The sequence below is a fragment of the Candidatus Bathyarchaeota archaeon genome (genome assembly GCA_030739585.1).
Taxonomy (GTDB): Archaea; Thermoproteota; Bathyarchaeia; order TCS64; family TCS64.
In genome coordinates this window covers 61188-86140 of record JASLYX010000001.1, presented here as the reverse complement: position 1 = coordinate 86140, position 24953 = coordinate 61188, and the positions used below count along the sequence as shown (strand labels likewise).

Annotated in this window: 25 protein-coding genes and 1 tRNA gene; 15 read left to right on the top strand and 11 right to left on the bottom strand. The window is 51.1% G+C overall.

Features of this window, described 5'->3' with window-relative positions; genetic code table 11:
* Nucleotides 1-53: 53 nt before the first annotated feature.
* The 7 genes from QGG23_00425 to QGG23_00395 form a co-directional block, all read right to left on the bottom strand.
* A complete protein-coding gene (locus QGG23_00425; protein ID MDP6047902.1) occupies nucleotides 54-2213 on the bottom strand; it encodes a hydrogenase iron-sulfur subunit in 2160 nt (719 codons plus the stop codon).
* Between the two features lies 1 nt (nucleotide 2214).
* On the bottom strand, nucleotides 2215-3531 hold the full coding sequence (locus tag QGG23_00420) for a CoB--CoM heterodisulfide reductase iron-sulfur subunit A family protein (protein ID MDP6047901.1): 1317 nt from the start codon (nucleotides 3529-3531) through the stop codon (nucleotides 2215-2217).
* Between the two features lies 1 nt (nucleotide 3532).
* Complete coding sequence (locus tag QGG23_00415; protein ID MDP6047900.1) at nucleotides 3533-4417, bottom strand: CoB--CoM heterodisulfide reductase iron-sulfur subunit B family protein; 885 nt, start codon at nucleotides 4415-4417, stop codon at nucleotides 3533-3535.
* The gene (locus tag QGG23_00410) at nucleotides 4407-4901 is read right to left on the bottom strand and encodes a 4Fe-4S dicluster domain-containing protein (protein MDP6047899.1); all 495 of its coding nucleotides are present in this window, start codon (nucleotides 4899-4901) and stop codon (nucleotides 4407-4409) included. Before QGG23_00410 ends, QGG23_00415 begins: the two co-directional genes overlap by 11 nt.
* Nucleotides 4902-5120: 219 nt before the next feature.
* On the bottom strand, nucleotides 5121-5504 hold the full coding sequence (locus QGG23_00405) for an RNA-binding domain-containing protein (GenBank protein ID MDP6047898.1): 384 nt from the start codon (nucleotides 5502-5504) through the stop codon (nucleotides 5121-5123).
* Between the two features lie 4 nt (nucleotides 5505-5508).
* The gene (locus QGG23_00400) at nucleotides 5509-6057 is read right to left on the bottom strand and encodes an AAA family ATPase (protein MDP6047897.1); all 549 of its coding nucleotides are present in this window, start codon (nucleotides 6055-6057) and stop codon (nucleotides 5509-5511) included.
* A gap of 323 nt (nucleotides 6058-6380) precedes the next feature.
* A complete protein-coding gene (locus QGG23_00395; protein ID MDP6047896.1) occupies nucleotides 6381-7316 on the bottom strand; it encodes a DMT family transporter in 936 nt (311 codons plus the stop codon).
* A 38-nt stretch (nucleotides 7317-7354) separates the two neighbouring features.
* Between QGG23_00395 and thpR the strand changes: the two genes are divergently transcribed.
* The 5 genes from thpR to QGG23_00370 all read left to right on the top strand — a co-directional run bounded on the left by thpR (nucleotide 7355) and on the right by QGG23_00370 (nucleotide 10727).
* Nucleotides 7355-7948 (top strand): RNA 2',3'-cyclic phosphodiesterase, encoded by a 594-nt coding sequence (thpR, locus tag QGG23_00390; GenBank protein MDP6047895.1) that lies wholly within the window; start codon nucleotides 7355-7357, stop codon nucleotides 7946-7948.
* A 33-nt stretch (nucleotides 7949-7981) separates the two neighbouring features.
* Complete coding sequence (locus QGG23_00385) at nucleotides 7982-8122, top strand: hypothetical protein (protein MDP6047894.1); 141 nt, start codon at nucleotides 7982-7984, stop codon at nucleotides 8120-8122.
* Nucleotides 8123-8453: 331 nt separating this feature from the next.
* Nucleotides 8454-9860 (top strand): CCA tRNA nucleotidyltransferase, encoded by a 1407-nt coding sequence (gene cca / locus QGG23_00380; protein ID MDP6047893.1) that lies wholly within the window; start codon nucleotides 8454-8456, stop codon nucleotides 9858-9860.
* Nucleotides 9844-10644 (top strand): hypothetical protein, encoded by an 801-nt coding sequence (locus QGG23_00375; GenBank protein ID MDP6047892.1) that lies wholly within the window; start codon nucleotides 9844-9846, stop codon nucleotides 10642-10644. Before cca ends, QGG23_00375 begins: the two co-directional genes overlap by 17 nt.
* Nucleotides 10645-10650: 6 nt before the next feature.
* Nucleotides 10651-10727, top strand: a tRNA-Pro gene (locus QGG23_00370).
* Between the two features lie 154 nt (nucleotides 10728-10881).
* On the opposite strand, the gene QGG23_00365 is transcribed toward QGG23_00370, so the two are convergent.
* Nucleotides 10882-11061, bottom strand: a complete 180-nt coding sequence (locus tag QGG23_00365; GenBank protein MDP6047891.1) for a hypothetical protein — start codon at nucleotides 11059-11061, stop codon at nucleotides 10882-10884.
* A 755-nt stretch (nucleotides 11062-11816) separates the two neighbouring features.
* Between QGG23_00365 and QGG23_00360 the strand changes: the two genes are divergently transcribed.
* From QGG23_00360 to bshC, 7 genes are all read left to right on the top strand, one after another.
* Nucleotides 11817-12029 carry a hypothetical protein gene (locus tag QGG23_00360; GenBank protein ID MDP6047890.1) on the top strand — a complete coding sequence of 71 codons (213 nt, stop codon included), beginning with the start codon at nucleotides 11817-11819 and terminating at the stop codon, nucleotides 12027-12029.
* Between the two features lie 324 nt (nucleotides 12030-12353).
* Nucleotides 12354-12950 (top strand): 6-phospho-3-hexuloisomerase, encoded by a 597-nt coding sequence (gene hxlB, locus QGG23_00355; protein MDP6047889.1) that lies wholly within the window; start codon nucleotides 12354-12356, stop codon nucleotides 12948-12950.
* A 142-nt stretch (nucleotides 12951-13092) separates the two neighbouring features.
* The gene (locus tag QGG23_00350; protein ID MDP6047888.1) at nucleotides 13093-15063 is read left to right on the top strand and encodes a S9 family peptidase; all 1971 of its coding nucleotides are present in this window, start codon (nucleotides 13093-13095) and stop codon (nucleotides 15061-15063) included.
* Nucleotides 15064-15283: 220 nt separating this feature from the next.
* Complete coding sequence (locus QGG23_00345) at nucleotides 15284-16309, top strand: DUF362 domain-containing protein (GenBank protein ID MDP6047887.1); 1026 nt, start codon at nucleotides 15284-15286, stop codon at nucleotides 16307-16309.
* Nucleotides 16310-16508: 199 nt separating this feature from the next.
* Nucleotides 16509-17180, top strand: a complete 672-nt coding sequence (locus QGG23_00340; GenBank protein MDP6047886.1) for a PIG-L deacetylase family protein — start codon at nucleotides 16509-16511, stop codon at nucleotides 17178-17180.
* Between the two features lie 62 nt (nucleotides 17181-17242).
* On the top strand, nucleotides 17243-18196 hold the full coding sequence (locus tag QGG23_00335; protein ID MDP6047885.1) for an amidohydrolase family protein: 954 nt from the start codon (nucleotides 17243-17245) through the stop codon (nucleotides 18194-18196).
* A gap of 66 nt (nucleotides 18197-18262) precedes the next feature.
* Nucleotides 18263-20008, top strand: a complete 1746-nt coding sequence (bshC, locus tag QGG23_00330; protein MDP6047884.1) for a bacillithiol biosynthesis BshC — start codon at nucleotides 18263-18265, stop codon at nucleotides 20006-20008.
* A gap of 31 nt (nucleotides 20009-20039) precedes the next feature.
* Here the strand turns inward: bshC and QGG23_00325 are convergent, their stop codons facing one another.
* Entirely contained in the window at nucleotides 20040-20216 is a 177-nt protein-coding gene (locus QGG23_00325; protein MDP6047883.1) for a hypothetical protein, read from the bottom strand.
* Between the two features lie 73 nt (nucleotides 20217-20289).
* A complete protein-coding gene (gene bshA / locus QGG23_00320) occupies nucleotides 20290-21402 on the bottom strand; it encodes an N-acetyl-alpha-D-glucosaminyl L-malate synthase BshA (protein ID MDP6047882.1) in 1113 nt (370 codons plus the stop codon).
* A 596-nt stretch (nucleotides 21403-21998) separates the two neighbouring features.
* Here bshA and QGG23_00315 point away from each other — a divergent pair.
* From QGG23_00315 to dapA, 3 genes are all read left to right on the top strand, one after another.
* Entirely contained in the window at nucleotides 21999-22145 is a 147-nt protein-coding gene (locus tag QGG23_00315; protein MDP6047881.1) for a hypothetical protein, read from the top strand.
* Nucleotides 22146-22149: 4 nt separating this feature from the next.
* On the top strand, nucleotides 22150-22602 hold the full coding sequence (locus QGG23_00310) for a YbaK/EbsC family protein (GenBank protein ID MDP6047880.1): 453 nt from the start codon (nucleotides 22150-22152) through the stop codon (nucleotides 22600-22602).
* Between the two features lie 316 nt (nucleotides 22603-22918).
* Nucleotides 22919-23857 (top strand): 4-hydroxy-tetrahydrodipicolinate synthase, encoded by a 939-nt coding sequence (dapA, locus tag QGG23_00305; GenBank protein MDP6047879.1) that lies wholly within the window; start codon nucleotides 22919-22921, stop codon nucleotides 23855-23857.
* 183 nt (nucleotides 23858-24040) lie between these two features.
* On the opposite strand, the gene QGG23_00300 is transcribed toward dapA, so the two are convergent.
* Entirely contained in the window at nucleotides 24041-24811 is a 771-nt protein-coding gene (locus tag QGG23_00300; GenBank protein MDP6047878.1) for a formyltransferase family protein, read from the bottom strand.
* Nucleotides 24812-24953 lie beyond the last annotated feature (142 nt).

Below are 24953 nucleotides of genomic sequence, written 5' to 3'. Positions count from 1 at the left end.
ATAAATAGTGATTATCTTGATCATGGAAATTTTGTCATAACTATACCTAGATGTCAATCCTTACTGAACGTTTCCAGTTCTAACGTTGTCTCCTTCGTTGATATGGAGGGGTTCATGCCTCTCAACTTTTCGGTAAAATCAGATATAAATTCAGCGAACTCTCTAGGCATGCCTGCGCTATTAAAGAGCATCTCGAGCCGATCGCCACCTATCTCCAGCACGTCAAGAGCCTTTTTTGCCACATCGATCCGCCTCTCCGCTTTGAGGTTTCCATCGATATAGTGACACTGCTCCTTAAGGCATCCCGCCACGATAACACCGTCAGCTCCCTTCTCAAATGCCTTGTAAATGTGGCTGAAATCTACCCTGCCCGTGCACGGAACGAGGATTATCCTGAGGTTGTCAGGGTATTGTAAACGCATAACTCCTGCAAAGTCGGCGGCCGCGTAGCTACACCACTTACATGCAAAGCAAACGATCGCAGGTTCCGCACTTTTGTCCGGGTTCATCCACTTTCCGGGGGAGAGGAGGGCCTCGACAGCAGGGATCAGCTGGCTATCCTTGAAATATTTTAACTGCATAGTTCCCATGGGGCACTCCACTGCACAGATGCCGCATCCTTTACATTCCGCCTCGTTCACATTGGGCTCGCTAAAAGAGCTCATAGTTATAGCTTCAAAGGGACACGCTTCAGCGCATGCTGCACATCCCACACAAAACGCCGGATCAAATACTGCTTTTACTGCTTCCCCGTAGACCTTCCCCTTGGCCATGGGAATTGCCGCCCTCGATGCTGCAGCGTAGGCCTGGGCAATGCTCTCCATGATGCCTTTGGGCCCGTGGGCCGTCCCACATAGGTAGATTCCCTCAGATGAGAAGTCCACAGGCCTCATCTTAGGGTGAGCTTCCAAGAAGAATTGGTCAGTGCCTATTGGGACCCGGAGCATCATGGCGAGGTCAATAGCGCCCTCTCTCTGAATAAGAGGGGTTGAGAGGATGATCATATCGGCATTCAGTGTAGTCTCCAACCCAACCAGCGTGTCATAGATGTTGACCCCGAAGCCACCCGCTGGAAGGATAGACACATTCGGAGGCTGCTCGGGAACAAAGTTCACGAATTTAATCCCCGCCCTCAGGGCCTCCCTATAATACTCCTCCAGTTCGATGCCGTATGCCAGCAGATCCCTATAGAGTATGTAGACGTCCGTATCGGGGCTCAGTTCTTTTATATGGAGAGCATTCTTGATAGCGACCCCACAGCAGATCCGGGAACAGTAGGTCCTTCCGTTCTCCTCCATCGCCCCGACGCACTGGATCATAACAACCCGCTCTGGAAGGCTCGGAGAGCCCGATCCCAAGAACTTTTCGAGCTCAAGTTGGGTCAAGATCTTCTCATTGATTCCATAGCTGTAATATCCCTGGGGCTCAAAGACCTCAGCACCTGTAGCTACGATAATGGTACCTACATCAACACGTTTAACCTTACCAGTACGTGACGTGATCTGGGCGGAAAAGCTTCCAACGAAACCACTGATAGAACTCACCTCAGATGAAGTGAACACGGTGATCCTTTCGTGATTTTTGACAGCCTCAATAATAGTTTCTAGTATTTTTTTCGCATCATCTCCAGTGGGATATATCTTATGGAGATCTTTGACGATCCCTCCCAACTCAGTCTCTTTCTCCACCAAGTAGACGTCGAAGCCCTGTTTAGCAACAGAGAGGGCAGCTGAAAGTCCGGAGACGCCTCCACCAATCACAAGGGAAACAGGAAGAATATCAATCTCGGGCTCCTTCTCGGGCTCCAAGAACTGGGCCTTTGCCACACCCATCTGGACCAGGTACTTTGCTTTCTCCGTGGCCGCTGCCTGATCCTTATGGACCCAAGAATCATGCTCCCGGATATTGACCATCTGGAAGAGGTACTGGTTGAGGCCAGCTTCCTCACAGGCATTCCTGAAGAGGGGCTGGTGGGTCCTAGGGGTACAGGAGGCCACCACGACCCTTTCAAGCTTCTCCTCGGCGATAGCATCCTGGATGCACTGAATCCCGTCAGAGGAACAGGTGAATAGGTTCTCTTCAACGTAATCAACCGAGGGGAGACCCTTTACATGCTCCGCAACCTCCTTCATGCCGACGACGCCGGCGATATTTGAGCCACAATGGCATAGGAAAACACCTATCCTAGGTTCGTTTGTATTATTTTCGCTCAAACTATTTCGCCTTTCCCATGGATTCAATTATCTCTGCGGTCCTTGCGGCCGCACCGCTTGCTTCTATAATAGTGTCTGGAATGTCCTTGGGTCCTCGACAAAAACCGCACATCAGGACACCCTCTCTAGTTGTGTCAAAGGGGGCCAGTATAGGGCTCGGTTTGACAAAGAAACCATGCTCGTCAAGCTCTACGCCCAAGATCTCAGATAGCTCGGGGTTTCCCTCACTGGGGGTCAAAGCCGTGCAGAGAACGACTAAATCGAAGACCCCCTCTTTCATCTCACCAGTATGGGTCTCCTCGTACCAGAAATATAGTCTTCCGGATTCGTGATTCTTCCTTATCTCGCTGGGCTTGGCCCGGACATATTTTATCCCATACTCTTCTCGGGCTCTGTTCACAAACTCTCTGAAGCCCTTTCCGAATGCCCTGATGTCTGTGTAGAATATTGTAACATCAGCATCAGGAGCATGTTCCTTGACCAGAACAGCCTCTTTTGTTGCATGCATGCAGCAGACCGCGGAGCAGTATGGCTTGCCTTCGACGAGGTCTCTTGAACCTACGCACTGTATAAAAGCGACGTCATGAGGGTGATCCTGGTTGGAGGGGCGAGTCAGATCCCCCTTCGTCGGGCCGCTGGCCGAAACGAGCCGCTCCAACTCCATAGCCGTGATGACATCCTCATACCGCCCATAGCCGTATTCCTTCAGGGCTGAGGGATCATGGAGTTCGAGGCCTGTGGCCACTATTGTGGCACTGGCTTTGATCTTGATGATCTCCCCTTTCTGCTCGAAGTCGATGGCATTGGGATCGCAGAACTTTTCGCAGACTCTGCAGATCCCCTTTTGAAAGTAGAGGCAGTGCTCCCTATCAATCCTGTAGACAAGTGGAACGGACTGGGTAAAGGGAATATGAACTGCTTTTCTCCGGGAGAGTCCCATCTGCCATTCGTCTGTGACTCTCGCAGGGCATTTCTCGGCGCATATCCCGCAACCCACACATTTGTCCTCGTCGATGTACCTAGGTTTCTTTATAACCTCAACTGTGAAATCCCCAGCTTCCCCCGTAATCTCTTTAACCTCAGAGTAGGTTAGGAGCTCTATGTTAGGGTGGCGATAAACCTCGATCATTTTAGGGGATAGGATGCAGTTGGAGCAGTCCATGGTGGGGAAAGTCTTATCGAGGAGCGCCATTTTCCCCCCTATGCTTGGAGTCGTCTCAACAAGATGGACCTGGTAACCCCTGTCGGCTAGGTCTAGGGAAGCTTGCATCCCTGCTATGCCTCCACCTATCACGACAACGGATTCAATCTTTGCCAATTCAATCGACTTCCAGCTTCTCAAGAAGAACATCAACGGGGCTTAGGTTGAAGTTGATTCCTAACGCCTCCTGTCCAATTCCCATGGCGAGGCCAAGGAGCTGGGTATAATATATTACCGGGAGCTCAATGGTATCATCACCGAGTATATTCTTGACCGCGCCCTGCTTCGCATCGTACATTTTGTGGCAGAAGGGACAGACGGTCACCATCCCGTCGAATTCTTGGGCCTGAACGGCCTTCAGCTTCTCCCCCGTCATCTTAAAAGAGGTCTCGGGGTCGTTCACTACGAGGTTTGCCCCGCAGCAGTCGAGCCTCTCAGGATATAGATCGGTCTTGGCCCCAAGAGCTATGGTGAGATCTTCGATGAGATGGGGATTCTCTGAGTCATCGGGTCTCCCTATGACACTCGGTCTTAGGACATGGCACCCGTAATGAGCCGCAAATTTGAACCCATCTAGCGGTACCTTCACAAGTCCCTTGATATCATCAGCGCCGGCGTCTTTCCTCAAAACGTCGAGGAGGTGATGAGAACTACCCTCCCCCGAATATTTCAACCCCTCTATAGCCAGAATCTTGTTGATCTCTTCATGGAGCTCTGGGTCTTCGTTAAGGAGATGTTTGACCTCGCACATAGAGAGGTGGCATCCATTACACAAGGTAAGAACATTGAGCCCTTTGTCGTTCGCTATGGCCATGTTTCTTGCGGTAAGGTATACCCAGCTTTTTTCGTTGATGCTCCTTAAAGGGTAGCCGCAGCAGCTGAAACCTTCGAGATCCACAAGATCTATCCCTAGCCGGGGAAGTGTCTCCCGCGCGGACATCTCAAAGCCATATTGCTCCGTCTGAATTGTACAACCGATAAAAAAGGCGTATTCAGGCATCATCTCTTTCCTCCATTACTTTCTCGAGGGCCTCAAGGAACTTCTTCATATCCATCGGTTTACTCATCTCCGGAAGACCAAGCTCATCACGTTCGAAAGAATCGAATTCCCTATCAACAACCTCTTGGGGGAGCTGGATGGAACTATGGCGCTTTACGGAGCCCATCATCTTTGAAAGCCCCTTCGGGTACGGAAGTCCCTCTCGGACGGCCTGATTCTGTAGGGATACGATGATGTCATAGGGGGTGATATCCCGAGGACACCGTTCTATGCACTGGAGGCACCCCGTGCATGTCCAGATGACACCAGAGTCAAGGACCTCACGTATGAGATCCCGTTGAGTCATCGCGACAATCCGTCTCGGATTCAGGTCCAAATATTTCGCCGAGGGACAGCCACTGGTGCACTTTCCACACTGATGGCACTCATCCCAACTGAACTCTGCAACTCCCTCATCTAAAAGCGATGCTGCGTTTAGCTCAATCATGAAACCTTTCATCCCTTAAGTAGAATAGAATTGAAGCCTCAAACCCTTTGTAAAAAGAGAATGTATTTGGCACAAATAGCGATATCTTTTTGCATCGGAGAAAATTGAAAACCTCACCATTTCGGGGAATCACTTATGGTTAGATGCGCGTTATATATTGTTTGTGGTGGGGCATTCCCAGCATAGACACTCTGCATATAAAACGGACTCAAGAGATTCTCAGAATTTTCCGCACAGAAAACCAACTATATTTTCAATTTCTCCAGTGATTTGGAACTGGATTGGACCCAATACAGACACATCAGCGCTATGGAAGGAGGCGCGACCTGCGTAGGCCGCCTGCTTATTTAAACCGAAGGATAAGCGATCGTCAGTGGATGATTGGGTCAAAAACGAAAAAGCGGCGTCTCTTATCCGCATCCTGGCAATCAGTTGTCTAATAGGAAGGAGGTCCTCCATCTTCTCGAGATCCCCTTTGAGGATGGACCCCCGTCCATCATCGGATTTATGAAGTTTGATCTCCCCTAAAACATTCCTAACAGCTTGCTTTACCCTCTCCACGCTCTCAGTAGAATGTACCTTAACCCTAACCACTCCCTTCATTCCGCTATATCCCTCTCAGATGTTCTCTCAAGATATCGAACTCTGCCTTGAGGTCCTCGAGATTCCCCTCGTTCAGAATAGTATAATCGGCGAGGGCGATGGCATGCCCCAGGTTGAAACCAAGCTCACGGGCATCTCGGGCCTTGAACGTAGCTATGTCAGGTGGGTCGTCACTGCGGCCTCTAGCTAAAAGACGTGCATATCGAGTCTTCTGGTCGGCAAAAACAGCCACTAGAGTGACCTTAAATTTCCTGCTGAAGACCCCGACCTCCTCCATATTCTTTATTCCGTCTATAAGAATTAGGCCATCGGGTATCTTATCGATCTCGTCAATGCATAGCTTGGCCACGGCGTCATCACCCCCCTCTTTCCTTATCTCCGTGAAGAGACGTCCAAAATTTTCTGGTGTGGGGGGGAGACCTTTTTTCCTGGCGAGAGCCCGTATGACGTCCCCCATGGTCACGGACGCGATCCCCATGTTCTTGAAGTGTGCGACGAGGGTAGTCTTCCCAGACCCAGTCATACCAGTGATCAAAAGGAGCTGTTTAACCATATATCATCTAATCCGTTCAAGAACCGATCACAGGGCCTTAACATAGACGTTCTTAAAGTCTGCTCCAAACATGACTCGTCCAGCCTTAGCCCCCCGCCCCCTTTATAATCGGGCATCAAACCAAACACAGAAGACCTGGATTTAAATTGCTTGATTTTCATCAACCAAATTTTCCAGGGTTGCCCAGCTAACGATCAGACTAAATAAGGAGAACCATAAACGGTTCTGAAATAACATTGGGCCTATGAACGCGCGCGCTCCTCCCAGAACGAGTAGGTGGCCATTATACATTTTACTATTCCAGTCGTCGAGAGGTTCTGTCCTCAGGATAAGATTGCGAGGATGTAAACACCTAGGAATATGAGCGTGGAGCTAATGAGGCGTACTCGACCATATTTCTCCTGTAAGAAAAACACTCCTGCAGCAGCTCCTAGAACGACGCTGACCTGGCGGAGAGCAAGGATGTAACTGACCTGGACGCGGCTCATCGCAATAAGGACGAGAACATAGCCGATCCTCATTAGGAAGCCTCCTGCGGTAGCGTTGACCCAGGAGTTCCTCAATTCCCGTTTTATTGATTCTTTCCCTCGCCTCCAGAGGACAACTACAGTCAATAGAGGAAAAATGAACACCTCAAGCCAGAGAGAGTAAAGCAAAGGGTCCACTGTGCCAACGGCAACTTTGTCTGCGATGGAGTAGACCGTAGTCCAGATGGCAGTCAAAATCGCGAATTGGGAAGCTCGCCCTTTCAAAGAGCGGAATGGGAGGAACAGCCCCTTGAGATCAAAGCTTCTAAGATGAATGGTGTAGACGCCGATTACCATTAGTAAGATACCCACTGCACCCCAAGCCGATATACTCTCGTTCAAAAGTAAAACCGCCAGGACAGATAAGAATAGGGGGGAGGAACGAGCGAGTGGGTAGACGACGGAGAGATCTCCCAGTTCGTATGCCTTACTCAGGGTTATGAAATAGAGGGTCTCAGCTACGGCGCTTACGAGCATGTAGGGAAGGGCAGTAAGGGGGAATGTCCAGTTGGGGAGGAAGATTAGATAGATGGGGATGAGGGTTATGAGGGAGGTGGAAACCATGATCCACATGTAGGCTTCCTTGTCTTCACCTTTCTTCGCGAGGAAGTTCCATGTGGCATGGGAGCACGCAGAGATCATAACGAGGAGGAAGGGGCCGGGTTCCATTGCTCCTAGGGTAGGTGGGTCGTTAATATGCTTGATGTGAGGGGAACCTAGATTATCATTCATTTTTCCCTTTAGCTCGAGATCATGATAACTACTTTATCTTGTATGGTCAATTTGTTGCTGGGTGCGGAGAATTGGGTATCCGGTGTTTCGTCGCGGTCGATGTGGCTGATCCAGGCATCTTAGACGCTTTGAGGGGTTTTCAGGCCGGTCTGATTGGATCTGGGGGAGAACTGAAGCTTGTGAAGCTGGAAAATGTCCATCTAACCCTAAAATTCCTAGGAGACATAGAAAAAAGGCTTCTGGAAGAGGTGAAGCATATAGTGACTAGTTTGAGATTTGAGCCGTTCCGAATGACCCTAACGGAGATAGGAGCATTCCCAAATCTGAGGAGACCCAGAGTGATATGGATGGGTGTTTCTGAGGGAATTGACGAGTTGGCGGCTATTTTCCGTGAGTTGGAGGCGGGGTTTGTTGGGCTGGGGTTCAAACATGAGGGGCGACGGTTCAACCCTCATATCACTATCGCCAGGGTGAGGTCGGGGAGAAATCGGGATTTGCTCATGGAGGAGGTTCTCAAGTATAGAGACGCGGTTTTTGGAGGTTTCGATGTCAGGAGCATTAAGCTGAAGCAGAGCGTCTTAACACCGAGGGGACCGTTATATTCGACCCTAGCGGAGTCTGATCGGAGTTAGTGCGTTGCGCATGCAGTTGATTCCAGGGGTGTCTTGGCAAACGTCTATGAAAGAACGGAGCTATGCATCTACACAGCTACCTGCGACAGTTTCAGCTCAATCGTGAAAAGCAAGAGCTGGATGGAGAGAACCATCTCGGGGCTCCGGAGGGAGAAGCGGGGCGCCCTAACATAGGAGGTGGGAGGCTATAGCCTAAATGAACTATAAGCTCATCTCCTCAACATTACGCGGGTGAAAGAGCGTTGCTACAACGGTTACCGGAGGTGTATCCCGAATTTTGACAGCGCGTGCACGCGTCTCGGGGACAAAACTTAATGGTGATCGACCGCCATGCTAAGGGAGAGGATACTGAGATTGTTCTCAGTATCCACGGTTAACCAGGGGAACCGGTGACTCTAGGTTCCAGATGTGACGACTTTTCACGCCATGTTAGCCGGTTACTCTTGACCTGTACAGTGTGCTTATAGGATTCTTATTTGATCTATTCCCTGCGGTGTACTAGACGGTGAGAGGCTCATCCTGGGAGGAGATACGAGATAGAGTGCTAGATGCCGTGGTACCTGGGCAAGCCGAGGTGGAGGCTGTTGAGAAGTTTGCCCGAAAGGTAGTAGAGGATCTTGGGATTAGACTTGCAGAAGTCGGGATCAGTGGGATTACAGAGGTCCACGGGTCTGTCGCCCGGGGGACCTGGATTTCGGGGGATAGGGATTTTGATGTCTTCATCGTCCTTGAGGAAGAATACAGGAGATCGGACCTCCAAACAGTATTGGATGTTGTAAAAGACTTTGTTGGGGAGGGATGGATCGAGGCCTATGCCGAGCACCCCTATCTGATTGCCGAGATTGATGGCTTCACGGTCGACTTCGTACCATGTTTCCATATAAACCCCAAAAATGGGCTTGTCTCAGCCACAGATAGGACCCCACTCCACACGAGGTTTGTTTTAGATCACCTCGCAGAATCAGCAAAGGATGAAGTCCGTCTCCTTAAGCGTTTCATGAAGGGCATAGGTGTTTACGGTGCCGAAGTAAAGGTGGGGGGATTCTCCGGATATCTCTGTGAGCTGCTTATGATCGCCATTGGTTCCTTTGAGAGGGTACTTGAAACGGCTTCTGGGTGGAGACAGGGCGAGGTTGTGGATCCCTTGAAGAATGCAGATCATGGGAATTTCAAGAAACGGTTCAGGGAGCCCCTAATAGTTCAAGACCCAGTTGACCCTAGGAGGAACGTGGCCTCGGCCGTATCAGAGAACCGGTTTTGGGAGTTCTCGGCCGCTGCTAGGGCTTTTCTTGAGGGGCCACGTTGGGAGTTCTTCTATCCTGTTGAGAGGGAAGTGAATATCGACGGGTTAATGACAAGAGTTCGTAGCCACGGGTTCGACCTAGTCTTCCTAGTGGTGAGGGATGGGGAGGTAGAGGTCCAGGACGTGCTCTGGGGTCAGCTATACAAGTCGGAAAGGGCTTTGGTTACCGCCCTCGGGAAGACGGGTTTCAGCGTGGTCCGCTCCAAAGTCTGGAGTGATGAGTTATCGCGCCATATCTTTGTTTTCGAATTGGAGTCTGCAATCTTGTCATCTTTCGTTGTTAAAACTGGACCACCTGTGAGGATAGTGGAAGGGAGCCGTAGGTTCCTAGAGACCTATACTAGCTCAGATGATACGGTATCAGGTCCCTGGGTGAAAGGGGATCGATGGCAGGTCATGGTGAAACGGGGGAATCGAGAGGTCGGAACCGCGCTTAAATCGCTTCTCAAAGACGGCGGTCGGGGCATAGGCATCTCAGGGGGGATAGCTGAAAGAGTGTCCAGGGGTTTCAGCATTCTCCTCGGAGGGGGGGCCGAATCTGTCGTGACACCCGATTTTGCTGTGATCCTTGATGCTTTCCTGAGGGGCCGGCATGGATGGTTTGAGTGACGTAATCCCCCTCCAAGCGCTCTTGGAGAGTCGCGCCAGTTTTCTTCTCTCTTACCCCTCCTATGATGCCGAGAGGGCACATGTTGTCCTGAAGGAGCTTGAAGCGATGGGTGTCTCCGCTCTCGTTCTGAGGGGGCGCCATATGCTAATTGGCATACCAGTTATGGGCAAAGGGCATGTGGGAGTGGTGATGGCTGCGCTACTTGGAGGAGAGGAGGTTGCCGTCAAGATCAGGCGGACTGATGCAAACAGGACGTCTATGGAGGCCGAGGCAAGATTTCTGGGTGTGGCGAATGGAGTCTCGGTGGGACCGCAACTTCTGAGGGTCTCCAAGGAAGCTTTGGTCATGGATCTTGTAGATGGGTACTACCTCGTGGACTGGGTGGAGGGATTAGGGCCTGGGGAGGTTGGACTTTTGCGAATGGTTCTAATGGACCTCATGGAGCAGGCCCGGAGGATGGACGTCGTAGGTCTGGATCATGGGGAACTCTCAAACGCCCGGCGTCATGTGATTATATCGAAGGGAGTCGTGAGGATCGTAGATTTCGAGTCGGCTAGTATATCTAGAAGATGTGCCAATGTGACGTCATTAGCGCATTATCTCTTCTTCAACCGAGGGATGGCGGGGAGATTAGAAAAGAGTTTGCCGCAAACTGACCGGGGTAAGCTTAAGACTGCTTTGTCGGCGTACCGACGTCGGCCGGGGGAGGGGTCGTTTCAAGAGATATTAGATGTCGCTAGGCTGGGGGGTAAGAGTTTTAGGCGGGGGGTTGATCGTTGTTAGGTACTCGGGACCGTGGTCCAGCTTGGCAAGATTCGCGCTTGGGGTGTGCGAGATCGTGGGTTCAAATCCCACCGGTCCCACCATAAAAAAAATCCTTGATTATCCGGTTTAAGGTTCGTTTAGAACGCGGTTATAACAGTAGTAGACTTCAAGGCCAATTTAAGAGTGCAATCCGTGGAGGCGACCAGTTAGTGAAGGCCCATCATCGTGCCTCAGCAGCGGAGGCCATCCTGTGGCCTATATCCGTCTAGTTTCGGCTAGCGCCCCGTCGAACGTCAGCCCGGGCACGTTCGAGGCAAAGGCGTAGCCGCCATCCCACTCAATCTGCTCGGGGAAGAGGCCCATGGCTAAGCTCCTTGGCTGGGGGGACATATCTACTGGACGCCTACATTGATGGGGGTCATGTAGAGATAGCACACACTACTGCGGCTACAGGGCCTAAGGAGTTCTGAGGGAGATATTGAAGTAGTGGATTTCACGCCAGTGGGTGATCATGAGGGACTCTTTAAGCCCCCCCTGTAATGCAGGGGTAGTTGATGAGCCCCTCCTAGATGACTTTAATGAACCCCCTCAATTTGGAGCTCCACTGCTTCTCCGATATGATGGGAACTGAGACGAGGCGCACCAGAGTCCTGTAGCTTACTGGGTTATCAGATTTCAGCGAACCCTCAAGGATAAAGGGCCTATGCTTCTCGAGGGCCTGACACAGTGTGATCGTGCAAGCGATGTCTAGAAGGGTATTGATGTCAAGGCAGATCTGAATATCATGACTAAGGGATCCCTCACCATGGATATTTGCTCCATAGCGATCCGGATGGACTTCATAGACTCAAGACGTCCCTCCTTGACCCGATACTCTAGGGCTCCTCCCGTTTCAGGCAGCCCCTAACGCACGAACTTCCACCCCTTACACACGGACTTTCCACAGTTCTGCACAAGCTCGTCAGTTGACCGCCCATAGATGTAAGGGTGATAGACCATCCGGTCATAGACGGATCTACCTAGAGCTTGTAAACCAAGAGCCTAAGGGCATTCCACTTAATGTCCAAGAGGGAATACTAGGAGATCGTCCGACGCATGAGGAAGGAGCAAAGTAACTCTAAGGCCAAGCCCTTTAGAATATACATGGATATATATCCAATCCAGATTAAATGTGAATGTTGGAGACAATAATGAATACAATTCAAGAAAACGAACGGTTAAGATACGGGCAGTTTGTTGAGCTACTGAATACTGTCCGGGCCAAGGGCTTGGTATCTGCTAAAAAGCGAAGGGATCTCGACAAACGCTGGCGAGATGAGCCCGCGAATAGGGACATCGTCCTCGAGGAGATTGAGCGGATAATAGAGGGCCACAGCGAGCAACAGATCTCCCAAGATCAATAGCAGCACCACACACGCGGGGTCCATGTGTCTGTGAGGATAGAGAGGGCATTGACGTCACCCTATCCCTTTCTCAGGAACTCAAGCTCGATCTCGATCATCTCAAAGACTTGCCCCCCATCCCGAAGTCCAAGGGAATATGCCCTCCGAGCAGTTTAAAATACAGCGCTATACCGCGATTCTTTTACGCAGAAAAGTCGATAAAGTGGATCCCGTCCATCATTTCGAGCGTTTTTCCATCACTCTAGAATGATCCGTTTCGGGATTTAAACTCGTGGAGAGACTTATGTTTTTAATTCGCCTTGACGATTATATTAGGGAACCTTTTTGAGCTGGTGGGAGGCATCCGGAGAGATCCTGCGTGGGATAAGCAGAGCGGTCAACGCCATTGATCTGGGACAGGTGGAGGCCTTGCTAGACACCCTGATGAACGTAAAGAGGGGTGGGAAAAAGGCCCTTATCCTGGGCGCGGGGAGGAGCGGACTAGTGGGAAAGGCCTTCGCGATGCGCCTAATGCACGTGGGCATTGATGTCTACGTGATGGGGGAGACCATAACACCCGCCATTGGGGAGGGAGACATAGTCATAATTATCTCGGGCTCTGGGAAAAGTGCCATGTCCATAACGGCAGCCCGTGTAGCGAAACGGCTCGGTTCGATCATCTTCTCAGTCACCTGCTACCCCGAATCTGAGCTAGCCCGGGTCTCTGACCATCTCGTAGTGGTTCCCGGACGGGATTCTGTCTCTGAGGAGAGCGAGTACCAGAGCCGCCAGCTCTTGGGAGAACACAAGCCCCTAGTCCCTATGGGGACCCTGTTCGAGGACACCTGCGCCGTCTTCCTAGACGGCCTGATAGTTGAACTAATGACACGACTTGAGGTCACAGAGGCCTCGATGAGAGAGAAGCACAGTACCATTGAGTAAATCGCACGCGATAAAGTGTAGTTCTCCAAATGACTTTTCTTTATTAATTTAGTTCAAACAAGTATTGTTGGTTGAACTCCGACGGCTCCGGAATAAGTAGGAATATTTTAAGGCCCTCACATCAAACAAACAAATGATAGAGATGCAGAGACTTGAGGAGATCGAGATTATGTCCCTGTTTCCCGCAACCCCAGTGGGAGACCCACAGATCAACCCCGACGGCTTAAGAATCCTGTTTACATACTCTGAGGTTAATATTGAAAAGGATAGGTACGACACCCAAATCTGGCTCCTCGATCTCGATACCAAGAAGCCTATCCAGTTCACCTCAGGAGAGAAGAACGCATCCAATCCCCGGTGGTCACCTAAAGGAGACAGAATTCTATTCACATCAAATCGCCCCAGCCTTGGTGACCCTGAAGAAGACAAGAAGAAGCCCCAGCTCTTTATACTCCCCACTGATGGTGGGGAAGCGCGGCAGGTCACCAAGGTAGATGAAGCGGTTCAGAACCCTGCATGGTCCCCCGACGGTAAGAGCATCTTATTCCTCTCCGATGTCTTCAAAGGTGAGAAAGCCGAGGGAAGTGATGTAAAGATCATTCGCCGCATTAAGTACAAGCGCGACGGGAAAGGCTATCGCGTAGGGATGTATCCTCATATCTTTGTAGTACAGGCCAAAGGGGGGAAGGCCAAGCAGCTCACTGACGGACTCTTTGATATCGAGACCGCTACATGGGCCCCCGATTCCACAAGAATAGCCTTTGTCACCATCAGGGGAGAGGACGCAGACAAATCATTCCACAGAAACATCTACACCGTCCCCGTGAAAGGCGGGAAACCCACGCTCATCTGGGAAGGAAAGGGCCCCATTGGGATCCTAGAATGGTCTCCCAACGGGCGATACATCGCCTTCACGGGGAGGGAGCTAAAAGACCCGGACCTCGTCTGGCATAAGAATACTGAGATTTATATCCTCGACTTGGAGGGGAAGGGCGTGAAATGCCTCACCAGCAAATTTGATAGAACCGTAGCCAGGTCATCAGGCCTGAAATGGTCCCCGGACTCTTGTCATCTCTACGCCCTGTTTCCTAAAAATGGTACTACCCACGTCCACAGAATAGGAATTAACGGAGAAGTGAGGCAGTTGACGAAAGGTGAGATGAATATTGGTTCCTTCAGCCTAGACGGCTCGGGTACGAAATTTGCTTTCAATATGTCCGACGCTGTTACCCCATCTGAACTATTCATCCTTGATAAAGAGCAAAGGAGGCTAACCGAGATGAATAAGGGACTTTTGAGGAAGCTCAGAATTATCGCACCCGAAGAGTTCTGGTTCACGGCGAGTGACGGCATCTCAGTTCAAGGATGGATTGTGAAGCCACGGGAGTTCCAAGAGGGGGAGAAATATCCCACGTGTATCCAAATCCACGGGGGTCCCCGAGGGGCTTACGGGTTCAAACTGGACTCCACATGCCACGAATTCCAAGTCCTCGCCGACCACGGATACGCTGTCGTGTACACCAACCCCAGGGCAAGCATCGGTTACGGTGAGCAATTCGCCAGGCTCATTTCCGGGTCCTGGGGGGAAAGGGACTATATGGACATCATGGAGGCTACGGACCACGTCATCATGAACTATAACTACGTAGATCCAGAGAGATTAGGGGTATTAGGGGGGAGTTACGGAGGCTTTATGACCAATTGGATCGTGGGCCACACCGATCGGTACAAGGCAGCGGTGACAATGCGATGCATCAGTAACTGGTACAGCTTCCATGGGACAAGTGACATCGGCTGGATGACCCTGCCCACCCACGAACTCGTTAACGGGAAGGAACCCTGGGACGACCCGGAGCTCTGCTTAGCGAAATCCCCTATCACGTACGTCACGAACATGACGACGCCTATGCTCATCATCCACAGCGAGGAGGACCACCGCTGCCCCATAGAGCAGGGGGAACAGCTCTACATTGCGCTCAAGAAGCTGGGGCGGACCACCGAGTTCATCAGGTTTCCAGACGAGCCCCATGGTCTATCCAGGGATGGGAAGCCAAAACATAGGATAGAACGGCTTCAGCACATCGTCCGCTGGTTCAACAGGTACCTGAAGTAGGACTTCATCCTCCCTCCTTATTTTATCCAGTATAAATAATTCAACAATGAACATTAACAGTTTTCGACGTAATTCTGGCCGACTAGGATAGGTTACGAACTAGTAATCAAAGGCGTTGTATCAACGATAATACCGAGAGGTCTTAAATTGGAAGACCCTCGGGATGAACGCCGCCTGACTAGGAAACTATATCCGGTATCATCGAGATCTAAGGCCTGAAATGGAGATTACTCACGAGGGATCAATGGCCCTCTATAACCGGCTCCTCAAAGATCCACCGCTGGGACCGACGGCGCCAGTAAAACGATTGAGATCTAACGCGTATAATGAGAACGGCAAGCATGTTGTTGCAATTGTCAGATCGGACGACCGTGCTAACGGGATACGCGAGGCCATCTCCCTCCTCGGGGGGCTGGCACCTATTGTCGAGGGGGTCCAGGGTGAGTTTCTCATTAAGCCAAACTGCAACACAGACAACCCATACCCCATAGACTCACATCCTGGGACAGTTAGGGCAATTGTCGAGAGCCTGATGGGTGCTGGAGTGCAGCCGGATAAGATCGTCCTTGGGGAGACCTCCGGGAGAGCGAGGGGACTCCCCACCCGTCAAACCATGGAGAACCTAGGAATGCTTGCGGTAGCCGAGGACCTTGGCATCGGCGTCTGCTTCTTCGAGGAGGAAGAAGAGTGGGTAACAGTTAAGCCACCAGGGGCGCCCTCATGGCCGGAGGGCATCAAAATTCCCAAGCGGGTTTACGACGCCGAGAGGGTGATCCTCACCCCAATTATGAGACCTCATAGCACTGCAACATTCACCATCAGTTTAAAGCTCGTTGTGGGCATGCTCGACTCAGTGGGCCGGGAGTGGCTCCACGACGGCCACGCCCACCACGCGAAAGTCGTGGACCTCAATCTCGCATATTCCGCCGACCTCATAATTGCCGACGCTAGCAAGATTTTGGTCTCCAACAAACGCAACTCAAGGCGCGCCGCCGAGCCAGGGATAATTATCGCGAGTGGCAACAGAGTAGCATCAGACGCAGCATCAGTTGCGCTTATGCGCCTCAATGGGGCTGACAAAGTTATAGAAAGAGCCGTCTGGGAGCACGAGCAGTTCAAAATCGCAAAAATTCGTGACCTGGGACCTCATGGGCTTGAAGGGATCTCCCTAAGGATATTGGACCTAGAAGGCGACCCCGGATTTGAGGACACAGTCTCAGGAATTAGGGACGAATTAGAAAGCTAAGTAATTGAGACAATCGCGTCAAGAATATGGCAGGGGTTGTTTCCCAGATTAGAGGCTCCAGGGAGGTAGAGAGGAGCCAAAGGGGATATGGGTCGCATCATAATAGGAGTCATCAATGGTACAATTTCCTGAGATGATCATCCAGACGGTCCCACGAAGCTTGGAAACCCCTTTAAACTCTGGGTAGACCCGAATACCGATGACTACATTATCCGGAGGAATTCTGGCGATCTTCGCCCATCCTGACGACGAGACATTCGGGTGTGGGGGCACTCTCGCCCACCACGCCGAGGCGGGGCATAACGTAGGAGCCCTATGCCTCACATGCTCAGACCTTGAGCGAGGCCCTGAGCTGAATCGGGCCGCTGAGGCCTTAGGGATCAGAAAGCCCATAATATTCCCCGAGGAGAGCCTTAAGCCAACGCCGGAGCTCATCCGGAAGGTCTCGGACGTCATCGTTAAAAGGCGCCCCTGGGTTGTCATCACCCATCTCCCCTTCGACTATCACCGGGAGCACCGGGCCGCCCACGGGCTTGTTAAAGAGGCACTGGAGTGGGCAGGCCACGAAACGATCTATGACGACCCCTGGGTTGTGGGAAGGTTGCTGCTCATGGAGGTGAACACCCTTATCTCCAGCCCTCACATCGTGGTCGACATCTCCGATGTCTGGCAAAGAAAGGAGGCTGCCATTGAGGCATATGTATCGCAGCTCGCTAAATTCCAATGGGGGTATTACCAGGATTTCATGGTGAAGAAAGCGGAACTCAGAGGCGTCCAAGGAGGCTGCGGTTACGCAGAGGCGTTCCTCATGGAGCCCCTCGCGATCAGCAGCCCCTTCTTCTTGAAGAAGGCGACCAGGTCTCTGTTTTGATTGGGATGATGCTCAAGAGATAATGTTTAAGGTCCAGCTCAGCGTGAAATACACCATAATTGGTGAACGAAACGAAGCACGGTATAAATGTCATAGATTTCCACGCCCACTTCCCTACGGCCAACTGGCAAAGTAGGGGAGATCGGAGGAAACGGCTCCTAGATAAATACGGTGAGGAAAGGATGGGAATATTCAGCACACAGTCTAGGAAATACAGGGCTGAGTGGCGGAAACGTTGGGGGTTTGAGCCCCCCGAGCCCCGGGGCTGCTCTGACAAGCAGCTGGCCGAACGATGGGTTGCTGACATGGACTCCAAAGGCATCAAAATGGTCAACTTTGTCACAGGCGGGGGGAACGAGAACCTCGCCAAAGTCATAAAGATGAACCCCCGTAGGTTCACCGGATTCGCTCATAACGCCCTCTTTGAGGAGGGAGCTGAGGAGAAGGTAAAAAGCGCAGTCAAGGAGCTCGGCCTCAAAGGGTACAAAGTTATCGCCTCGGGACAAACGAGACCCATCGATGACGAAGCAGGATATCCGGTCTGGGAGGCCTGCGAGAGGCTCAGAATCCCTGTGGTGATCCACTTTGGGGTTCTAGGGGGTGGAGGCGGCCCACCCCACAACCTCAGGAACATGAATCCTCTTACCTTGTGGGAGCCAGCCAAGATGTTCCCCCGCCTCAACTTCGTGGTCCCCCACTTCGGTTCAGGTTATTTCCGGGAGCTCCTCCAGCTCTGCTGGAGCTGCCCTAATATCCTCATCGACACCTCGGGATCCAACCAGTGGATGCGGTGGCTCCCATATGAACTTGACCTGGAGAAACTGATAAAGAGGGCAACTGAAACCGTAGGCCCGGACAGACTTGTCTTCGGTACCGACTCCAGCTACTTCCCCCGGGGATTTAGTGAGGTTTATCTTATGAAGCAACTTGAGGCCTGCCACTCCATTGGGCTTGATGATGAGAGCATTGAGAAGATCTTTTACGGAAACGCCGCGAGGCTCCTAAGAGTTGATTGAGTCTATTCCAGAAGGATTTTTAGACCGGGAAGGGATAATCAGCCGTTAACTAGATTTGTGATCGATTTGACGCAGGAAGTTAAAGGTGCCCCCGTCCATAGGATCTACACAGACTACGTCGAGAGCGGGGCCCAGAGGGAGACAGCAACAGAACTCTGGGGAAAAATACCCGTCAATATGGGGAGTGCCTACAAGTTGTTGGGGGGCATCAGAGAGGCTTACGGCTCGATCCCAGATGAGCTTGAGGACCTCAAAAAGGCGATGAAGACTAACATGAGGGGTCTCGGAATCCTCACCAAGAAGGCCTCAGAGAATATCGACCGCCTTGACCGGGGAGCTATCGAGACAGGGCAGCAGCCTTACGCCCTTGGGGGATCCAGCCTCATCCTCAACAAGATCGCCTACATCACCAGTCTGAGCGGCCTTGGGGGGGAGGGCTATGTACCGCTCTTCTTCGTCGCCGACTACGACGGAGTTCAGGCAGAGCTCCTCAATACTCGTGTCCCCAGTCCCTCACCGAGGGGGCTCCTCTTCAGCTACCCCGCGGGCCAAGAATTAGAGAACGCTCCCATCTATAAATTACCTAACCCACCAGAGGCTTGGCTTAAGAAGGCCCTAGAGAGCCTCCGGGGAAACTATCGTGGTCTCCTCAGGAACACCGACCCCGGGATCAGGGATAGGGGGCTCCTCAACCTAGAACATTCAATTACTATCCTGAAAGGAGCCTATTACTCAACAGAAAACGTCTCAGATTGGTCCACTAAAACCATTGGTACCCTCGTCAATCTAGAAACGGATCTAGGTATCCCAATGCTATCCTTTTCGATGCCTGGTTCCCGCATACTGTTTCAATCTGGGTATGAAAACCTTCTCTCAGCTACCAATCGAGAGAGATTTATAAAGGCGACCAACCAGGCTGCGGAACTCGTCAAGGCCTCAGGCTATGATGCTGGGATTGGTCTCAGGGAGACCGATTATGTGCCGTTCTTCCTTGAATGCCAGGAATCAGAATGCAACAGATCCAGAATCGAGGTCAATTACAGCAGAAAAGCTGGCTCTGTCACTGCTAGTATTTCAGGAAAGTGCCCGCGGTGCGGCGAGATGTATCAGTTCTCCTTCAATGCCGGAAGCCCCGATCTCACCGAGATTGCAGAAAATATCTCTCCAAGAGTCGACTCTCGCCAAGTTGTCGTCGACTTTGTTGTCCCGATATTGGCCCATATCGGGGGACCTGGAGAGACAAGTTACTACGCAGAGGTTATACCAGCTGCTAGGGCCCTTGACCTACCATTTCCGGTCTTCGTAAGATACACTAGACTCTTTTATAATGCCCCATGGAACGACAGATACGCCTGGGATCTAAGGGCTAGGGGAAACTGCAACCTAATAGACGGGGAGCTCTTTGAAGCATTAGGCGACTGGGTCGAGGCCAGGAATGCAGATGACCCTGAAGGGCTGAGGAACGCCCATGTGGCCATCCGAGACTTTATCGAGATGACAGCAAGTCGGCTCGAAGCAACCCTCGTATGCCTCAGGAAGGAGATCGAGGAGATCAAAGCAAAACTCAGAGATCCGGAGGACAGGCAAGCCTTAATCACGGAGATGCGGGGAAAGCAGGTGCAAGTTCAGGAGATCGAGCGATATATGTCATCAGCGATGGGCAGATTTAGCCCCGAGAGATTTGGCCAGGAGGTGAGCTGGGCCTGGTTTGACATCGCGACTGTCGCTGGGGTCAGGGATCTTCTGGGGGTCTTCCTCAGACAGTACAACAAGAACACCCCCAACTCTTTGATGTTTTATGCGAATCTATAAGTTAACTGATGTTTGCCCGCGACGGGAGCCTTTAGGCAGGATCCAACCACCTTGGCTTGGAAGTGAAGAAATCCTCTACAGGTAGATCCCTAGAGGGGCGGGATTCATAGAGATGTTTAATGCACTCTTCCTCATTGATCTCTACTCCCAAGCTAGGGCTGTTCGAAAACTTGATATATCCGTCTGTGTCGACACTCTGATTTTCCAAGATTGAGCAAATCAGACTACCATGTTTCAGAATGGTATTCAAAGGTCAAAAGAAATCAAGTTCATTGGGGACACTAGATGATTGTCACGCTCTCATAGGTTTCCAGATATTGACCTACAATCTTCTCCGCGGTATACTTCTCTAACACGGTCTCTCGTGCTGCCTCCCCAAGGCTACGTCTCATCTCCGGGTCCGAGTTGAGTTCAAGAATCTTTTCTGCGATCGCCTCAGGGTTCTTAGACTGCACCAGAAGACCATTAACACCATCTTTGATGATCTCTGGTATCCCACCCACCCTCGTCGCGACCACAGGAAGCCCGCTGCTCATCCCCTCTAGGAGGGTGAGGGGCGCGCTCTCAGTCTCGCTGCACAAGACCACTACGTCACTGCATTTCAGGAGGTTCGCGACGTCACTTCTGAACCCTGTAAGCGTCACGTACTCTTCAAGGTCGAGGCGCTTAACTAGCCGCTCGACGCTAATCCTCTCAGGGCCGTCTCCAATGAGCATAAGCTTAGTGCCTGGATCCTTTCTAGAGACCATCTTCATCGCGTAGACAAGGTCATGAACCCGCTTCACAGGCCGGAAGTTAGAGATATGAGATATAACAACGTCCTCCCCGTTTCCTAAATAGTTCTCTTTGCAAGAATTCGGAGCAAAGATATCGGTGTCGACGAAGTTGGGAATGACCCGGATCTCTTTGTTGATCCCGAGCCTCGAGTAGGCTTCATCCACCATGAACCGGGAGACTGTGGTGATAGCGTTTGCCTCATCAATAGTGTGGGAGTTTACGGGAAGATATGAAGAGTCACTCCCCAAGATGGTTACATCGGAGCCGTGAAGCGTGACAACATAGGGAACGCCTGTCATCTCCCGGGCCAAGTGGGCTGCCGTAGAATGGGGAATGGAGTAATGAACGTGAAACACATCAAGATCATGCTGCTCTGAGACTCGGTACATCTCCGAGGCTAGTGCAATAGTATAGGGAGGATACTTAAACAGAGGATACTCAAGAACGGAAACTAAGTGGACGTGGACATTCTCGGGATCGCCACCCTGGATGGCAACGGGCCTCTCATAGGTGACGAAGTGGACCTCGTGGCCCCTCTTGGCAAACTCGACACCTAGGCGGGTTGCCAAGATCCCACTGCCCCCTACGGTGGGATAACAGGTGACTCCGATCTTCATAGTATAGTTCTCCCTAGAATAATTTCAGAAAGGATGAATGGATCATTTTATAAAAAGAGACTGGTCGAAGCCTACCTATAGCCTAGCTGCGCGCCATGGGAAAAGGAGGTATATGATGGTCTTGGCGTCCTAGATAACGTTCTTATTGACCATCCTCTGGACCTCTTCAAAGTCCATAGAACTCCAAGGTTATCTCTTCTTAGATCTCTGGTTGTCCCCCACTATATTGAGGGCAGTAGTCACGTAGTAAGGGATCACATCATCGCTGGAACCCGAAGCCATGAAGTAACTAAGGAGTGGTTCAAGCTCTTCGGCCTCGTAACTGGTATCCTGCCTCCCGCATGCGTGTACATAAGGACTCGCGCATATAGAACATCATAATGAAGGAGAAGGATACTGTGACGAGGTAGATAAGGCTCTCTTCTAAAGTATTAGAATTTTACAGCAGACACATGACATAAAAAGCCTATGCGTAGCGAAATAACAAGAATGGTGACAGATGAGGGGGGGGGACCGCCTTCCCCCGCAATTTTATTAGGATTGAGCCTCCCGGAAAACGATTTAATTAGCATTGTCCTTAGCTTTAGGGATCAATAATGGATTTCTGTGTTCAGATCAAGTGCTGTAATCACCATGTCCTTGCGGAATATTGCTTCAACGTCATCTGGATCCCGGGGAGCAGGCTTATCATGGGATGGGAAGGCTCCCACTGTGTGACTACGCCCATCCACTGGGAGACGTAGCACCATGGATATCGAAGTCTACCTACAAGAGAAAGGGATCTGGCACAAATTCATTGAAAAATCAGAGACGGTACACACGGCTGACGCCTCCGAGGCCACGGGAATCGATCTCCACAGGATCACCAAGAATCTTGTCTCCAAAACCCGGAAAGGGGAATACGTCTTGCTGGTTGTCCCAGGGGATAGGAGAGTCGATCTCAAAGCCGCGGCCAAGGCATTGGGTGCGAAGAAAGTGAGACTTATACCCTTTTTAGAGGCAGAAACCATTAGTGGATACCCCCCTGGGGGGACCCCGACCATCTTCCACAAAACCTTGATGAGGGTGGTTTTGGATAAGGAGCTGGCGGGCTTTAAGACGTTCTACTGCGGTGGTGGTTCTAATAATAGACTGCTTGAAGTCAGGGTCAACGATATAAAGCGTTTGACAGGCGCAATCGTGGCAGAGATCTCAACGTAGATTACAAAGGTTTCATGGTTAGATCTGTCATAGACATTTGAGACTTCTATATTTGCGCGCGCGGGTTATTTGTCGTATCTAACAAAGATTTGGAAATATCTTTAGATCATATACTACGCGAGCTCAAAACCTTGAAAGGCAAGGAGTGAGATTAAATTAGAGGATTTTTAGGTCATACTTGGCCGCGTATTTTTTCAACAACAATATGGTCAAGGCCGAGGGGGAAATCGATCTCGTTGTGGTGGGCACGTCGCGCGCACTAACAGAGATTCCGAAAAGGAAAATCCTAATTCGTTCTAACACATAATAGACTGCTATGGAGAAACTCAATATAGTGGGATCCTGGCCAGCACTGGTCACCCCCTTCAACGATAACAATGAGGTCGACTACGACATCCTCCGTAACCTGATTGACTTCCAAGTGGAGAACGGGAGCAACGGGATACTCCTCCTCGGCTCCACAAGTGAGGCTACTCTCCTAAGCCAAAGCGAGAGGATCAAGATCATAGACGAATCACTTGCTGCATCGAAGAATAGGGTCTCCGCCCTGGTAGGAGTCTCAGCATCCACTACAAAACTTACCATTGAAAACGCCCGCTACGCCAAGGACGCCGGGGCCGATGGGGGGCTCATTGTCCAGCCCGGATACATCAAGCCGAGTCAGGAGGCCATCTACGGCTACTTCAAGGATGTCGCCGAGGCTGTGGACCTGCCCCTAGTAATCTACAATAACCCCTCGAGAACGGGGGTTAATGTGGAGGCAGAGACAGTGGCCCGACTAGCCCGCTTGGAGAACATCGTGGCACTAAAGGAGGCGGGACCCAACCCATACGGGGTCCTCAGGGTTGTTGAACTCACACGAGGGAGGCTGAACGTATTATGCTGCGATTGCCCTAGCTACGCCCTCATCTTCCCTGTGCTCGCATCTGGGGGGAAGGGCACTAGTAACGTAACGGGCTCTATCGCCCCTCGAGAACTTGCGGTTCTTTCGAAGCCATGGGATAACTATGAGGACGTGGTGCGCTCCAAGGAGACCTTCTTTAGATTCTTCCCATTGATGCGGATGATGTATGTAGAGACGAATCCTGTGCCCCTTAAGGCAGCCCTGAACATGGTGGGAGCTAATGTGGGGAAACCCCGAAAGCCCCTTCAGGAGCTCGGAAAAAAGAACTCGGCAACCCTTAGGCATACAATGAAAAGGCTCGGGATTATAGACGAAAACTCGTATCAATTAGAGTTTTTTTCCAGAAAATGATTATATAACCGAACCTCTGAGAGCACGTATTCAAAGATCCCATACACCTTCCGCGATCAACCAAAGGTGCAAGGTCTTAGCTATTTCTCATAGGTGTTAAACGAAGCTGGGAAGTCTTTCATCTATGGAATTCCACTAGGAACTGGGGATAACGCCCTCGCCAGGGTGATTCCTCCAGTTGATCTAAAACCTGTATCCTCCTGGGGAGAGCACCCCGTTAACATACACCCCTCCCTCTCCGTCTAAGGCGAAAAATCCCGCGGCTATCATCTGGATCGTCAGGGGGAAGATCACCCAATCTCCCTGTCTCTTCAGCTCTTCCTGATGCTCATCCACAGTAACACTGAGAAGGTGTTTATCCAGAGCCAGCTCCCTTAAGACGATCCCCTCTGGTAACCTGACTGGGATGGGCCTGGAGACGACCAAGATCTCCCCATGATCCACTTTATCTCGGACCACATGGGTGCTTGCCCTGAGCTCGGATTCCCCTGCTAGGATGGCGTCCCTTATCACGTGAATTCCTACGTATTTCCGTTCGTTTCCGTCAAGGAGTGAGAGATCAGCGGGATGGACATTTACTATCCTCCCTCTATAGGCCTCCAGGAGGGGCCATGTGGTGATGCTCATGTAGCCAGCGAGGGCAATGAGATCTATCCTATGAGGTGCCAATTTCTCTACAACTAGACGGTCATATTCAGGACGGAGGCTGAGGTCGGACCTCTTTTCCCCTTTCTCCCTGTAAAAGTCCCGGATGTCCTCATACTCATAGGGTATACCATACTCATCCGCGATATCCTTAGCCCTACACCTTTTCTTCCCGTTCCTCAGAAGGCAACCATCTCGGACATCAGAGAAGATTAGGGAGACCTCGAAACGAGAGTCCTCCTCATAGGACCTCTCTATTATCCTCCTCGCGTTGGTTCCAGAACCGGAAACGAAGGAAGCCACCCGCATTAACGTGTCTCCTTTAGGAGCGTAGATTAACGGGGGCCTCATACTCCCAAATTAACTCGATTTTCCATATAAGAATTGGCTGAGGGGTTTTCATTCAACCCCAATCACATTTGAGTCCAACTATATACTTTCAACACCCTCT

Bases quoted from the DNA above. Each gene is read 5' to 3' on its own strand.
- QGG23_00415 (MDP6047900.1), bottom strand. From the start codon at position 4,417: ATGATGCCTGAATACGCCTTTTTTATCGGTTGTACAATTCAGACGGAG.
- QGG23_00410 (MDP6047899.1), bottom strand. From the start codon at position 4,901: ATGATTGAGCTAAACGCAGCATCGCTTTTAGATGAGGGAGTTGCAGAG.
- QGG23_00405 (MDP6047898.1), bottom strand. From the start codon at position 5,504: ATGAAGGGAGTGGTTAGGGTTAAGGTACATTCTACTGAGAGCGTGGAG.
- QGG23_00400 (MDP6047897.1), bottom strand. From the start codon at position 6,057: ATGGTTAAACAGCTCCTTTTGATCACTGGTATGACTGGGTCTGGGAAG.
- QGG23_00395 (MDP6047896.1), bottom strand. From the start codon at position 7,316: ATGAATGATAATCTAGGTTCCCCTCACATCAAGCATATTAACGACCCA.
- QGG23_00375 (MDP6047892.1), top strand. From the start codon at position 9,844: ATGGATGGTTTGAGTGACGTAATCCCCCTCCAAGCGCTCTTGGAGAGT.
- QGG23_00360 (MDP6047890.1), top strand. From the start codon at position 11,817: ATGAATACAATTCAAGAAAACGAACGGTTAAGATACGGGCAGTTTGTT.
- QGG23_00350 (MDP6047888.1), top strand. From the start codon at position 13,093: ATGCAGAGACTTGAGGAGATCGAGATTATGTCCCTGTTTCCCGCAACC.
- QGG23_00345 (MDP6047887.1), top strand. From the start codon at position 15,284: ATGGAGATTACTCACGAGGGATCAATGGCCCTCTATAACCGGCTCCTC.
- QGG23_00340 (MDP6047886.1), top strand. From the start codon at position 16,509: ATGACTACATTATCCGGAGGAATTCTGGCGATCTTCGCCCATCCTGAC.
- bshA (MDP6047882.1), bottom strand. From the start codon at position 21,402: ATGAAGATCGGAGTCACCTGTTATCCCACCGTAGGGGGCAGTGGGATC.
- QGG23_00315 (MDP6047881.1), top strand. From the start codon at position 21,999: ATGGATTTCTGTGTTCAGATCAAGTGCTGTAATCACCATGTCCTTGCG.
- QGG23_00310 (MDP6047880.1), top strand. From the start codon at position 22,150: ATGGATATCGAAGTCTACCTACAAGAGAAAGGGATCTGGCACAAATTC.
- dapA (MDP6047879.1), top strand. From the start codon at position 22,919: ATGGAGAAACTCAATATAGTGGGATCCTGGCCAGCACTGGTCACCCCC.
- QGG23_00300 (MDP6047878.1), bottom strand. From the start codon at position 24,811: ATGCGGGTGGCTTCCTTCGTTTCCGGTTCTGGAACCAACGCGAGGAGG.